Annotated in this window: 11 protein-coding genes, 1 other RNA gene and 1 pseudogene; 4 read left to right on the plus strand and 9 right to left on the minus strand. The window is 50.6% G+C overall.

Annotation, left to right across the window (positions count from 1 at the left end; all coding sequences use genetic code 11):
* Positions 1 to 224 (minus strand): annotated as a pseudogene (locus V7D78_RS09915) (serine hydrolase domain-containing protein); the annotation flags it as partial.
* 276 nt (positions 225 to 500) lie between these two features.
* Here V7D78_RS09915 and V7D78_RS09920 point away from each other — a divergent pair.
* On the plus strand, positions 501 to 893 hold the full coding sequence (locus tag V7D78_RS09920; RefSeq protein ID WP_333608292.1) for a copper chaperone PCu(A)C: 393 nt from the start codon (positions 501 to 503) through the stop codon (positions 891 to 893).
* 42 nt (positions 894 to 935) lie between these two features.
* Entirely contained in the window at positions 936 to 1,646 is a 711-nt protein-coding gene (locus tag V7D78_RS09925; protein WP_333608293.1) for a PepSY domain-containing protein, read from the plus strand.
* A 119-nt stretch (positions 1,647 to 1,765) separates the two neighbouring features.
* Here the strand turns inward: V7D78_RS09925 and V7D78_RS09930 are convergent, their stop codons facing one another.
* The 8 genes from V7D78_RS09930 to V7D78_RS09965 all read right to left on the minus strand — a co-directional run bounded on the left by V7D78_RS09930 (position 1,766) and on the right by V7D78_RS09965 (position 11,543).
* Entirely contained in the window at positions 1,766 to 2,296 is a 531-nt protein-coding gene (locus V7D78_RS09930) for a TonB-dependent receptor domain-containing protein (RefSeq protein WP_333608316.1), read from the minus strand.
* 190 nt (positions 2,297 to 2,486) lie between these two features.
* Positions 2,487 to 5,378 carry an aminomethyl-transferring glycine dehydrogenase gene (gene gcvP / locus V7D78_RS09935; RefSeq protein WP_333608294.1) on the minus strand — a complete coding sequence of 964 codons (2,892 nt, stop codon included), beginning with the start codon at positions 5,376 to 5,378 and terminating at the stop codon, positions 2,487 to 2,489.
* Positions 5,379 to 5,476: 98 nt separating this feature from the next.
* Positions 5,477 to 5,866 (minus strand): glycine cleavage system protein GcvH, encoded by a 390-nt coding sequence (gene gcvH / locus V7D78_RS09940; RefSeq protein ID WP_333608295.1) that lies wholly within the window; start codon positions 5,864 to 5,866, stop codon positions 5,477 to 5,479.
* A 65-nt stretch (positions 5,867 to 5,931) separates the two neighbouring features.
* Positions 5,932 to 7,011, minus strand: coding sequence for a glycine cleavage system aminomethyltransferase GcvT (gcvT, locus tag V7D78_RS09945; RefSeq protein ID WP_333608296.1), 1,080 nt, complete (start codon positions 7,009 to 7,011; stop codon positions 5,932 to 5,934).
* Between the two features lie 188 nt (positions 7,012 to 7,199).
* On the minus strand, positions 7,200 to 8,393 hold the full coding sequence (locus V7D78_RS09950) for an FAD-dependent monooxygenase (RefSeq protein ID WP_333608297.1): 1,194 nt from the start codon (positions 8,391 to 8,393) through the stop codon (positions 7,200 to 7,202).
* On the minus strand, positions 8,380 to 9,567 hold the full coding sequence (gene ubiH, locus V7D78_RS09955) for a 2-octaprenyl-6-methoxyphenyl hydroxylase (protein WP_333608298.1): 1,188 nt from the start codon (positions 9,565 to 9,567) through the stop codon (positions 8,380 to 8,382). Before ubiH ends, V7D78_RS09950 begins: the two co-directional genes overlap by 14 nt.
* Before the next feature lie 25 nt (positions 9,568 to 9,592).
* A complete protein-coding gene (pepP, locus tag V7D78_RS09960; protein ID WP_333608299.1) occupies positions 9,593 to 10,936 on the minus strand; it encodes a Xaa-Pro aminopeptidase in 1,344 nt (447 codons plus the stop codon).
* A 25-nt stretch (positions 10,937 to 10,961) separates the two neighbouring features.
* Positions 10,962 to 11,543 carry a UPF0149 family protein gene (locus V7D78_RS09965; RefSeq protein WP_333608300.1) on the minus strand — a complete coding sequence of 194 codons (582 nt, stop codon included), beginning with the start codon at positions 11,541 to 11,543 and terminating at the stop codon, positions 10,962 to 10,964.
* Positions 11,544 to 11,703: 160 nt separating this feature from the next.
* On the opposite strand from V7D78_RS09965, the gene ssrS reads away from it, so the two are divergent.
* Positions 11,704 to 11,887: non-coding RNA, 6S RNA (gene ssrS / locus V7D78_RS09970), on the plus strand.
* Positions 11,888 to 11,908: 21 nt separating this feature from the next.
* Complete coding sequence (locus tag V7D78_RS09975; RefSeq protein WP_333608301.1) at positions 11,909 to 12,526, plus strand: 5-formyltetrahydrofolate cyclo-ligase; 618 nt, start codon at positions 11,909 to 11,911, stop codon at positions 12,524 to 12,526.
* The last annotated feature ends 7 nt before the right edge of the window (positions 12,527 to 12,533 follow it).

The raw sequence follows: 12,533 nt of genomic DNA on the forward strand, positions 1-12,533 counted from the left end.
TCATAGGGCTCTTTGGCACCAAAGGTCGTTGCCTGCACAATGGCCTGATCTTTAGAGGCCGGATTTTCACTGGCAATAGCATAAACCACGGCATCGGCCAGTTTTTGTTCATGCACATTCAGTGAAGCCGGGCTTGCCGTTGCCCACTGCCCTGGTGGCGGATAATAGGTTTCAGCTGCCAAAGGCAACGCCACTAATAACAACAATAAAGCAGACATTCGCACTGCAGGCTCCTTAAGCGCATTTATACTTTGCAATAAACACTATACTGCGAGTTAGGCCAGTATTGTGCAAGTCGCTGGTGGACGAAAGATCTTCCGTGTGAGACCAAAGGCTTTTGGGGCAGCAACAACTGCGACATAATGTCGCACTAGTGACAGAAAGGCTTGTTAATATGCCCGTTTATCATTAAATTCTTGTTTGGTTTTTAATACAAATTAGGCCATATCATGCGATCATTTTTACTACCTTTATCTTTCCTACTAACCTTGAATATACTCATGACTAGCACAGCATTTGCCACTGAACTGCAACTCACACAAGGAGAAGTGCGAGTTCCTATGCCTGGCCGCTCAGTCACAGCCGGATATTTTACCTTGGTAAATAACACTACCGCAGCTGTAGAGCTTGTGAAGGCGAGCAGCCCAGCCTTTGCTAGAGTTGAGCTGCATCAGCATATAAAACAAGATGATGTGATGCGGATGGTTGAAGTTGAAGCGATTAGCTTAGATCCAGGTGCAACCTTAGTATTTCAACCTGGTGGTTTGCATTTAATGCTGTTTGAACCACAAATTGCTTTAACCGTGGGTGATTCGGTAAGTGTTACGCTACATTTTGCCGACAACACGACCAAAGAACTACAGCTACCGCTCACCGCAACACCTCGCAGGTAGTGATTCGAAAGCCGCTTATTCCAGCGTCACATAAGGTAATAAATGCTTAAGTTCTCTCGGCAATTGCACAATTGGCTTGGTCTTATCCTCGTCATACAAATTCTATTTTGGTTTTTAAGTGGCTTAGTGATGGCCATTATGCCAATTGAGCAAGTTCGAGGAGAGCATCTTCGTCACAGTGTTAACAGTAGCTGGCAGCAAGCCGTTATCGCGCCAGCAACCGTGTTATCAAAACATAGTAAAGCGGCCAACTTAGGTTTTAGCCAACAACTTACAGTGACCGACAATACGCTTATCGCAGCACCCGTGTATGTGATTACCGAGGCCGATCAGCAATATCGCTATCTTGCCAATACTGGCAACCAAATTGGCCTGCTGAAAGAAGCGGATATTTATCACCTTGCCAGCGCGCAATACCTGGGTAACGGGCAAATTAGTCATATTCAATGGTTAACGCAATTACCGCAGGAAGTAAAAAACCTCAGCGCACCGCTTTGGCAGGTGCAATTTAACGACGCCGACAACACGACCTTTTATCTCGACCCAGCAACAGGTCTCGTCCAGCGAGTAAGAACGCAAGGCTGGCGATTATTCGATTTTTTCTGGATGCTGCATATTATGGATTATAAAGATCGTAGTAACTTTAATAACCCGCTATTAATCGCCACGGCCGCAGCCGCCCTATTGTTTACCCTAACGGGTTTGATGCTGCTGTGGCAACGCTTTCGGCCAAAACGAAAAAGTAATAAATAAACTTAATCAAAATACCAATCTATCATCTTATGAACTCTATAAATGATAAATGTCGTTTAAAACCTCGCTAAACAGCTGCGAGGTTTTAATACGTTGTTTGAAATTGTCATTTAAAAAGCTTAAAAGCTTCGGCGTAATCGAAAGTAAATACTTCTGGGTTGAACAGGAATAACATACTGGCCACCAAAATATTGATAGGGTTCATAGCCTTTATGACCGGTTAAATTTACGACTGAAAGTCCTAAAGTCCAATCATTACTTCTCCAACTGGATTGTAAATCCCATATCGCACTCCCAGCCGCAGTGGTAGTATTTGGTAAGGTTAGTTCTCTGCTTGATGTTAAGGTAACACCTAAGCCCATATTCACCGCACCAGAATATAACTGACCTAATTCATAGCTTAAGGCTAATCTGCCTTTATGCTTAGGAATCGCTCTTAGCTGATCGCCGACGGGGATCGCATTATCTTCCGTTATTTCTGCTTTCGTATAGGCGTAGTTAACTAAAACACTTAAAGCTGAATTTGTCGGTTGATAAAATAAGTCTGTTTCAAAACCACGAGACTGCTGCTCACCCGTTTGAATTGATTGAAATGGATTATTAGGATCTGCGGTAATCACATTAGTTCGTGTTATATCAAACAGAGAGATTGTTCCGGCATTCTGATGCTTAGCTTTTCCATCATAGCCTTTTTGCCCACAGTTACTTTAGTCAATGTATGCTTATTTGAAACGTTTGAAAAGCGTTGCCTCATAGAAAACACACCGCAATTGCCAATTTAAGCGATAAAAAACCCCAGCACTAAGGCTGGGGTTTTAGGTTTAAGCACTAGCTTACCGCTTACCGATAAGCCTCAGGGCTTGGGCAAGCACACATCAGGTTGCGGTCGCCGTAAACGTCATCAATCCGGGTAACGGTTGGCCAGAACTTGTTTTCGGCTACATAAGCTGCCGGGAAAGCAGCGTATTGTCTGTCGTAGGCGCGATCCCAGGCTGGGTCGAAAATGTCCTGCATGGTGTGCGGGGCATAGGCCAGTGGGTTGTTGTCGACAGTCCACTCGCCCGCTTCTACCTTGGCAATTTCCGCACGGATAGTGCTCATCGCCTCTATAAACTTATCCAGCTCGGCTTTGCTTTCAGACTCGGTTGGCTCAATCATCAGCGTGCCGGCAACCGGGAAGCTCATGGTCGGTGAGTGGTAACCAAAGTCCATTAAGCGCTTGGCAATGTCCATCTCGGTAATACCGCTGGCTTCTTTTAACGGGCGAATGTCGATAATACATTCGTGCGCAACGCGGCCGTGGGTACCCACATACAGGATGGGGAAATGCGGGCTTAATTTTTTCGCCACATAGTTAGCCGTTAAAATGGCAAACTCAGTCGCTTGTTTTAAACCTTCGCTGCCCATCATAGCAATGTACATCCAGCTGATAGGCAGAATACCCGCGCTACCAAAAGGAGCTGCAGCTACAGCGCCGTTACTCTCACCGGTACCGTCAATTTTCACGATACTGTGGTTAGGTAAAAACGGCGCTAAATGGCTCTTCACGCCGATAGGGCCCATGCCCGGGCCGCCACCGCCGTGTGGGATACAGAAGGTTTTGTGCAGGTTTAAGTGCGATACGTCAGAGCCGATAAAGCCAGGCGAGGTTAAGCCTACCTGGGCGTTCATATTGGCGCCGTCCATATAGACCTGACCGCCGTATGAGTGGATTACTTCGCACAGCTCAGCGATGGTTTCTTCAAATACGCCGTGGGTAGAGGGGTACGTCACCATAATAGCGGCTAAACGATCGCCTACTTCGGCGGCTTTGGCTTTTAAATCAGCCATATCGATATTGCCTAACTTATCGCAGTCGACCAGTACCACTTCATAGCTGGTCATGGCCGCGGTAGCCGGGTTAGTACCGTGGGCAGAGACTGGAATTAAACAGATATTACGATGGCCTTCACCACGGCTTTCGTGGTACTTACGAATGGCCACCATACCCGCGTACTCCCCCTGGGCACCAGAGTTTGGCTGCATAGAGATATTGTCGTAACCGGTGATATTTACCAGCCAATCGCCCAGCTGGGTGATCATCTCGTAGTAACCTTCGGCCTGATCGCGTGGTACGAACGGGTGTAATGAACCAAACTCTGGCCAGGTGATCGGGATCATCTCGGCCGTGGCGTTCAGTTTCATGGTGCATGAACCCAACGAAATCATCGAGTGGTTCAGCGCTAAATCTTTGTTTTCCAGCTTTTTGATATAACGCAGCATCTCAGTTTCGCTGTGATACTGGTTAAATACCGGGTGGCTTAATACCGCAGAAGTACGGGCTAAGTCAGCTGGGATAGAGCTTGAGCCATTGGCAACGATCTGTGCATCCAGAGTGTTAACGTCTAACGCATGGCCAGCACCTAACACGATATCAAGCAATTCTGCGATATCAGCCGCTTTAGTGGCTTCGTTAAAGCTTACCGCCAGGCTGTCTGCTACATCAGTGCGCAAGTTAACACCGGCCGCTAAGGCACGGGCAACAACGGCAGCGCGATCAGCAACCTTGAACGTCACGGTATCGAACCAGTGGCTATTGACCAGGGCAACACCTTTGGCTTGTAAGCCAGCAGCAAAAATATCGGCGCTGCGGTGAATACGCTCGGCGATATCTTTTAAGCCTTGCGGGCCATGGTACACCGCATAGAAAGAGGCGATATTGGCCAGTAATACCTGGGCAGTACAGATGTTCGAGTTGGCTTTTTCACGGCGGATATGCTGCTCGCGGGTTTGCATCGCCATCCGCAGTGCCTGATTGCCACGGCGATCTTTAGATACACCAATAATGCGGCCTGGCATAGAGCGCTTGTAGGCATCGCGGGTAGCGAAAAACGCGGCGTGTGGGCCACCATAGGCCATCGGCACGCCAAAGCGCTGCATGGAGCCTAATACCACATCAGCACCCAGCTCGCCCGGTGCTTTTAACAGCAATAACGCCATAGGATCGGTCGCCACAGCAACGATGGCTTTTTTCGCCTGCAGCGCGGCAATCAGTTCGCTGTCATTACGGATATCACCGTTGGTGGTTGGGTACTGTAATAAGGCACCGAAGACATCGTGCTCACCGGCGTCGCTGGCTTTGCCTACGATGATGTCAAAACCAAACATTTCGGCGCGGGTTTTTACCACGTCGATAGTTTGTGGGTGCACATCATCAGCAATAAAATACAGGTTAGATTTGCTCTTAGTGACACGCTTAGCCAAAGCCATAGCCTCAGCCGCAGCGGTGGCTTCGTCCAGCAGTGAAGCACTGGCCAGTTCCATACCGGTAATATCTAAAGATAATTGCTGGAAGTTTAATAACGACTCTAAACGGCCCTGAGCAATTTCTGGCTGGTAAGGCGTATAGGCCGTGTACCAACCCGGGTTTTCTAATACGTTACGCAAAATGACATTCGGCGTTAGCGTAGGGTGATAACCCATACCAATGTAGGATTTATACATTTTATTTTTCGACGCCACGGCTTTTAAGTAGCTTAACGCTTCGTCTTCCGTTTTGCTGTCACCAATGGCCAGAGGCTTAGGTAACCGAATACTCTGTGGTACGGTTTGCGCTATCAGTTGTTCCAGGCTGTCTACGCCAAGCTCTTGTAACATAGCGGCGGTTTCAGCTTCATCAGGGCCTATGTGGCGCTGGATAAATTCGTCGTGTTTCGCAAGTTGCGTCAGGGTTTTCACAGCGGTATGGGTCATGCCTTGAATGTCCTAGTGTTGATACAGCGTTCTGCTTATGCTTCAGTAACATAAAGCCCCGTTTTAGTACGGGGCTTTAGCCTGAGAGGATCTGTTGTTTAGTCTTCGTCGATGGCGTTTTTGTAACCTTCGGCGTCTAATAACGTGGCCAGTTCAGCCTCGTCAGAGATTTTAATTTTAAACATCCAACCATCCTGATATGGGCTGGCGTTGACTTGCTCAGGGGCATCAGACAGCGCGTCATTAACCGCCACAATTTCGCCTGATAAAGGGGCATAAATATCAGAGGCGGCTTTCACCGATTCTGCCACCGCACAATCATCACCCTGAGTGACGCTGTCGCCTACTTCAGGTAATTCAACAAACACCATATCACCCAATAAACCCTGGGCGTGTTCAGTAATGCCCACGGTGTAAACTCCGTCACCGTCATGACGAGCCCATTCGTGGCTGCTGGCGTATTTTAATTCATTCGGGATTAAGCTCATTCTGTATTCCTTCGCTGCTGTTTACGCTATTTCTTAGGTGATAGTTCGTAATTAAGATTATTAGTTTAGATGACTTTTTTGCCCATGCGTACAAAAGCCGGTTTGACCACTTTTACGCTGACCATTTTGCCACGAATATCTACTTCGGCGCTATCGGTCGTTGCCGCCGGCACCCGTGCCATGGCAATGCTGTAGCCCAGGGTAGGTGAAAAGGTACCAGAGGTAATTACACCCTCACCGGCAGCGGTCAACACCCGTTGACCATGGCGTAATACACCCTTTTGCTCCATGACCAGGCCCACCAGTTTATCGGTGCCCGTGGTTTTTTGTTGTTGCAGTGCGGCGCGGCCAATAAAGTCACGCTCAGCCGGTTCCCAGGCGATAGTCCAGCCCATGTTAGCGGCTAACGGCGATACCGTCTCATCCATGTCCTGCCCATACAAATTCATGCCGGCTTCTAAGCGCAGTGTATCACGCGCGCCTAAGCCAGCAGGTTTAACGCCTGCTTGTAATAATTGTTGCCAGAAACCGGCGGCTTGCTCGGCAGGCAGGGCAATTTCATAGCCGTCTTCACCGGTGTAACCTGTGGTGGCAATAAATAAATCACCGGCCTGCTTGCCAAAAAACGGTTTCATTCCGGCAATGGCGCTGTTTTGCTCGGCCGTTAATAAGGTAGCCACTTTGGCTTTAGCATTGGGGCCCTGCACCGCTATCATGGCAAATTCCGGGCGCTCAGTCACCACCACCTCAAAAGCAGCGGCCTGGGCAGTGATATGCGCTAAGTCTTTTTCGCGGGTGGCCGAGTTCACCACTAAGCGGAAGTAATCTTCCTGTAAGAAATACACGATAAGATCATCAATAACGCCGCCCTGACTGTTCAGCATACCGCTGTACAAGGCCTTACCCGGCACCGTTAATTTGGCGACGTCATTGGCTAATAAAAAGCGCAGGAATTCACGGCTACGCTGACCAGTGATATCCACTATGGTCATATGCGATACATCAAACATACCGGCGTCCTGACGCACCGCATGGTGCTCTTCAATTTGAGAGCCGTAGTTAATTGGCATGTCCCAGCCGAAGAAATCTACCATCTTGGCACCAGCGGCTAAGTGGCTGGCATGTAACGCGGTATGTTGAGCCATTATGTTTCCTACTGTTAGGTGAGCCACAAGCGGTGAAATGAGCAAATATGCTGTGCTTGCGGATAAAAATGCGCTTCGATTATAACGCAAGGGGCCGCCGGCAAACAGCCCCTTTTGGATTACTTTTTGTAATGAATCAACTGCGCTTACTAAAAAAACTAAGGCGAAACTTTAGCCAAAAAAACCGACTAAGGCCGGGCAATATCCGGCAAGTCACCGCTATTACCAAGGGCTGCAGCGATGATCTGCTGTTTAACGCCAGGCAATTTATTCAATACACTCATGCCAAGACCTCTTACCAGCTTTAATGCATGTTGATCATTACTGAAACCCCGCTTGAAGGCTTCCATGGCGGCGATCAGCGTTTGCGCCTCGGCTTTGCGCCAGCGCTCGTAATGGCGTAAGGCGCGGTGTTCGGCCAGTGGTTTGCCGGCTTGTTGCTGTGCTGCCAGTATTTGCGCCAGCGCCGCCACATCCATCAGCCCCAGGTTCATGCCCTGACCGGCCAACGGATGAATACTGTGCGCGGCATCGGCCACTAACAGCACCCTGCCGCGCAGCCACTGGCTGGCATAACGCATTTTAAGGCCAAAGCGCTGGCGCGCGGAGTTCAGGCTTAAGCAGCCTAATACCGATTGGCTGGCGGCGGTCAACGCCTGATTAAATTCGGTATCAGACAGCGCCATTAACTCAGTGGCAACCGCATTTTCGGCACTCCAGACAATAGAGCATTGCTGTTGCCCGGGCAGCGGCAACAAGGCCAGCGGGCCGCTGGCTAAAAATACCTGGCGAGCCACCTGCTGATGCGGCAGCTGGGTGTTAATGATGGCCACTATCGCCTGCTGATCGTAATCCCAGTGCGTCAGCGCCAGTTGTTGCTGCTGGCGCACAAAAGAATTCACGCCGTCAGCGCCGACCAGCAGCTGGCTTAATAACAGCTGGCCAGAGGCGGTTTGCACCAGCACTTCGCGTTCAGTTTGTTCCAGCTTGCTGATGTCACAGTCAAACAAGCACTCAATATTGGCCTGTTGCTGTATTTGCAGGTACAGCTGCTGGCGAATTTGTTCGTTATCGCAAATCCAGCCAAGCGGCTGGCCGGCAGCATCGCTAAAGTCGATATTGGCAAAACTGTCAGCCTCCCACACCCGCATAGCGGTGTAGGGCTGGGCACTTTTCGCAATGCCTGACCAGGCGCCCACCGTTGATAACACCCGCATCGAGGCCGGATTAAGCGCACTGACTCTGGCAAACTGTGGCGCAGCTGGTTGCGGCATCGGGCCTTTTTCCAGCAAGGCCACCTTCAGGCCTAAGGGTGCCAGCAGTAATGCTAATGTCAGGCCCGCACTGCCGCCACCCACTATGGTGACATCATACCTTTGCATAAGCGCTTCCATAGCCCATGGCCTGCGTGGCCAGAGGGCGTTTTAAATCATCACACAGCAACATCGCCGTTAACCCCAGATTTCGCGCCAGCGCCACTAAGCGCGACTGATTAGAGAAACTGCGCACCAGCGCATCAGTAAACCATATGACCCTTTGCATGTCCTGTTGCCGCTGTTGCTGATACTGGCGTAGCAAGGGATAGGCGCCGGCATCCGTGCTGTGTTGTAGCAGCTGCACCAAACAGCTGATATCGCGCAGCGCCAGATTAAAGCCCTGCCCGGCAATGGGATGCAAATTATGCAAGCTGTTACCTAGTAGCGCCGAACGATGACGCACCACCTCACTGGCTTTGCGCAGCTGCAAGGGATAGGCGACACGCTGCCCCAGCCGGGTAAATATCCCGGCGCTGTAACCAAACTGCTGCAGTAAGCGCGCTAAAAAATCGCTATCAGACAAGCTCAGCAGCTCTGCAGCCTGATGTTGCTGTACTGTCCACACCAGCGAATAGCGCTGGCCCGTTAACGGCAGTAAGGCAATGGGGCCATCGGCGGTAAAGCGCTCAAAGGCTTTGTGCTGATGCGCTGTGGCCAGCGCCAGATTGCTGATAATAGCCGTTTGCTGATAGGGCTGTTGCTCAATGGTAAAACCGGCCAATTGCCGGCTGGGCGACTGGCCGCCTTCGGCAATCACTAACAGTTTAGCGCTTAATTGCTGGCCATCTGCCAACAGCAGCTGCTGTTGCTTCAGCTCGGGTTGCAGTTGCGCTATGGCATTAGGTTGAAAAAACCTCACGGCTGTATCTTTAGTCAGCGCCTGTTGCAATACGCTGCCCAGATGTTCAACTTCCAGCACCTGACCCAGCGCAGGCTTACGGTATTCGTCTGCCGATAAATAGGTTTTACCAAAATGGCCTTTATCTGACACTTCAATATGCTTAATGGCACAGGCATGGCTGGCTAAGGCCGGCCACAAGCCCCAGGCGGCTAATTGCTCAACACTGGATGCGGCCAGCGCTATGCTTCGACTGTCAAAGCTGGCCGCCGGCGTATCCGCCCTTTGTTGCTCAATAATGGCCAGTTGCAAAGCCGGGCATTGCTGGCGCAGCGCATAGGCCAACATAGCCCCGGCCATGCCGCCACCGGCGATGATCAGATCAAAGTGCTGCTGCTTCATTAGTGTGTTACTTCACTAAAAACTGTCACCCGTTATCCTTCATCAATTCCGTTATATCCTGCAAGGTTTTGACCGCACCTGCCGTTAAATTACGCTGCGCCGTGTCGGTGACCAGGATATTATCTTCAATGCGCACGGCCAAATCCCACCATTGCTCAGCACAGGGGCTGCCCGCGGGGATATAAAGGCCAGGCTCTATGGTTAGTACCATGCCTTGGGCAAAAGCGATATCCTCACCAGCAACTTTATAAGCGCCGACATCATGTACGTCTAAGCCCAGCCAATGGCCTATGCCATGAATAAAATACTGCTTACAGGCTTTGCTGCTGATAAGCTCATCCAGCTCGCCTTGCAAAATACCTAAGGCCACTAAGCCTTCCGTCAGTTTTTGCTCGGCCAGCTGATTTAACAACGCAAAGCTGCAACCCGGTTTTACCGCAGCGATACAGGCTAACTGGGTATCCAGCACCAGCTGATACAATGCGGCCTGCTCTGCGCTAAAGCGGCCATTTACAGCAAAGGTACGGCTGATATCAGCCGCATAACCCTGATACTCACAGCCGGCATCAATCAGTACCAGCTGGCCAGCAACCAGCTCACTGCTGTTAGCGGTGTAATGCAAAATACAGCCATTGTCACCGCTGCCAACAATGCTGTTATAGGCAGCATGGCGTGCGCCCTGCATGGCAAATTCATGCAGAATTTCGGCTTCTAACTGATACTCATAACGCCCGGGCCGGCTAAAACGCATGGCTCTGTGGTGCGCTGCCACACTGATATCTGCCGCCTGTTGCATGATGGCGATTTCTTCGGCGCTTTTTATCAACCGGAGCGAGGCCGTGAACGGCCGTAAATCCTGCCAGTTGCCCGGCGCCGACTGACCACGTTTTTCTGCTTGGCGCAGCTTGGCGCACAGCAGGTGTAACTGCTGCTCTAACTCAGTAAATTCACCCAGGTTCAGGTATAAGGTATGTTTGCCTTGCAGCGCCTGCTCCAGTTGTAATAGCAGGCTTGATACCGGCGCTGCCGCTAAGCCCAGCTCTGCAGCGGCTTGCTCAGGCCCGGCACGACGACCATGCCATACTTCGGCCAGCGGATCTTTTTCCTGACACAGCAGCAGGCTGTGCTCAGCGCCATCAGTTTCTTTAATTAACAGCAGCAAGGCTTCGGCTTCGTTAAAGCCGGTAAAGTAAAAAAAGTCGCTGTGCTGACGAAAGGGGTAATGGGTATCGCGGCTGCGGCATTTTTCCGTGGCACCAGGCAACAGCGCTACCGAGTCCGGGGTCATTAACGCCAATAAACGGCTGCGCCGCTGGCTAAAGGTATCTGCCGATAATGTCATACCGGCGTAAAAGGCACTGTTGCTCATACCATGTTATTCATATTAAGTCCGCTTAATGCAGGGTTTTATTCGGGGCCACCGGCTCTGGAAATTTTTGCCCTACTTCGTTGTAACAGCAAAACACCATCATACGGATATGCTCTAACACCATAAAGTAGGCTTCTTCATTTTCGGCGGCACTGGCATCACCTGACGTGTGAATATCAACTTTGGTCACTTCGGTAAGCTGCTCAATGGCTTCGCGCACATCAGCGCTCACCAGCGACAAGTCGGTTTGTTGTACAGCAAAACCCACTAAAAACGCCTGCGCCCATTCCACCATGGCTTCCACCCGCTCGGCTAAACTGTCATCATCACTGGGTAGCAGTAAATTAAAGCTGTAATCGCCCTGCGCCAGGCTGGCAGCGGTGCTGTCAATCAGTTGCTGAATATCAGTCTTTAGTGCAGCAGGCACGGCCTGACCATCATTTAAAAAGTCGTACAATACCGGTAGCAGGTTTTTGGCGTTTGGTGTTAAGCCAGCACTGAGTAAACCACTAATCAAGCCATGTAACTCAGCGGCGGTGGCCATAACAAAGGCGTCATCCAGACTGGCACTCCAGCGATCATAAGACAGTGCAAATTGAGCAGGCATGAGGTCCCCGTCGGCTAATCAATCTATAAGGCTATGCTACCACCACAGCAGCTAATACGCCAAGCCGGCAGCCAATGCCGTAAGCTTAAAACTACAGCAATCAGCCAACAATTTTATAAAATAGCTGATAATGCCCGATAGCAGCTGTTATACTCAGTGTTGTTCTCTGGACTGTTTGTATAGCTGTTGACGTCCCTGAGCCGATAATTGTTTTACCTAGGAATTCTTCTGCGTTGCTTTTGTGCAGGCCCGGCTTGTACCGGGAAGCCTACGGTGACCATTGGTCTTCCGCCTTGAACCTTGGGTTCAAGGGCTTAAATAGTTTACGGCAGCCCGGAGAATTCCTCATTTTTATGGCTTTGTAGATGACAATAATAACCGCTATGTCTGATCGCCAACAGCTTCGCGCTGTTATCCGGCAACGTCGCCAGCAATTAAGCCCACAGCAACAAGCCCAGGCGGCTGAGCAATTAATGCAACAGTGCATCGCCATGCCGCAGTTAATGCAACAACAACATTTTGCGCTTTATTTAGCCAATGACGGTGAGCTCAGCACAGCCCCGCTGATTCAGGCGCTCTGGCAAGCGGGCAAGCGCGTCTACTTGCCGCTGTTAGACCCAGACCATCCCGGCCAGTTAGTCTTTATGCCCTACCACGCCGGAACAAAGCTGCTGCCAAATCGCTTTGGTATTGGCGAGCCGGCATTAAATCCTTCACAACTGGCGCCGTTGAATCAACTGCAGGTGATTTTTACACCGCTGGTGGCCTTTGACCACCACGGTAACCGCCTAGGGATGGGTGGCGGCTTTTACGATCGCACCCTGGCGCAACTGCCCAAAGACCATCACTGCCAGTTAATGGGTCTGGCGCATGATTGTCAGCAGGTTGCGCACATACCGGTGCAAAGCTGGGATCAGCCGCTGCAAGCCGTGATCACGCCCAGCCGCTATTTGCCCTTTAAGCAACTTTCATCACTAAACTGATTTTTCT

Source organism: Arsukibacterium sp., from assembly GCF_036735525.1.
GTDB lineage: Bacteria > Pseudomonadota > Gammaproteobacteria > Enterobacterales > Alteromonadaceae > Alishewanella.

Coding starts and splice junctions, on each gene's coding strand:
- V7D78_RS09925 (WP_333608293.1), top strand. CDS start 936: ATGCTTAAGTTCTCTCGGCAATTGCACAATTGGCTTGGTCTTATCCTC.
- V7D78_RS09965 (WP_333608300.1), bottom strand. CDS start 11,543: ATGCCTGCTCAATTTGCACTGTCTTATGATCGCTGGAGTGCCAGTCTG.
- V7D78_RS09920 (WP_333608292.1), top strand. CDS start 501: ATGACTAGCACAGCATTTGCCACTGAACTGCAACTCACACAAGGAGAA.
- V7D78_RS09950 (WP_333608297.1), bottom strand. CDS start 8,393: ATGCAAAGGTATGATGTCACCATAGTGGGTGGCGGCAGTGCGGGCCTG.
- gcvH (WP_333608295.1), bottom strand. CDS start 5,866: ATGAGCTTAATCCCGAATGAATTAAAATACGCCAGCAGCCACGAATGG.
- ubiH (WP_333608298.1), bottom strand. CDS start 9,567: ATGAAGCAGCAGCACTTTGATCTGATCATCGCCGGTGGCGGCATGGCC.
- V7D78_RS09975 (WP_333608301.1), top strand. CDS start 11,909: ATGACAATAATAACCGCTATGTCTGATCGCCAACAGCTTCGCGCTGTT.
- gcvP (WP_333608294.1), bottom strand. CDS start 5,378: ATGACCCATACCGCTGTGAAAACCCTGACGCAACTTGCGAAACACGAC.
- gcvT (WP_333608296.1), bottom strand. CDS start 7,011: ATGGCTCAACATACCGCGTTACATGCCAGCCACTTAGCCGCTGGTGCC.
- pepP (WP_333608299.1), bottom strand. CDS start 10,936: ATGAGCAACAGTGCCTTTTACGCCGGTATGACATTATCGGCAGATACC.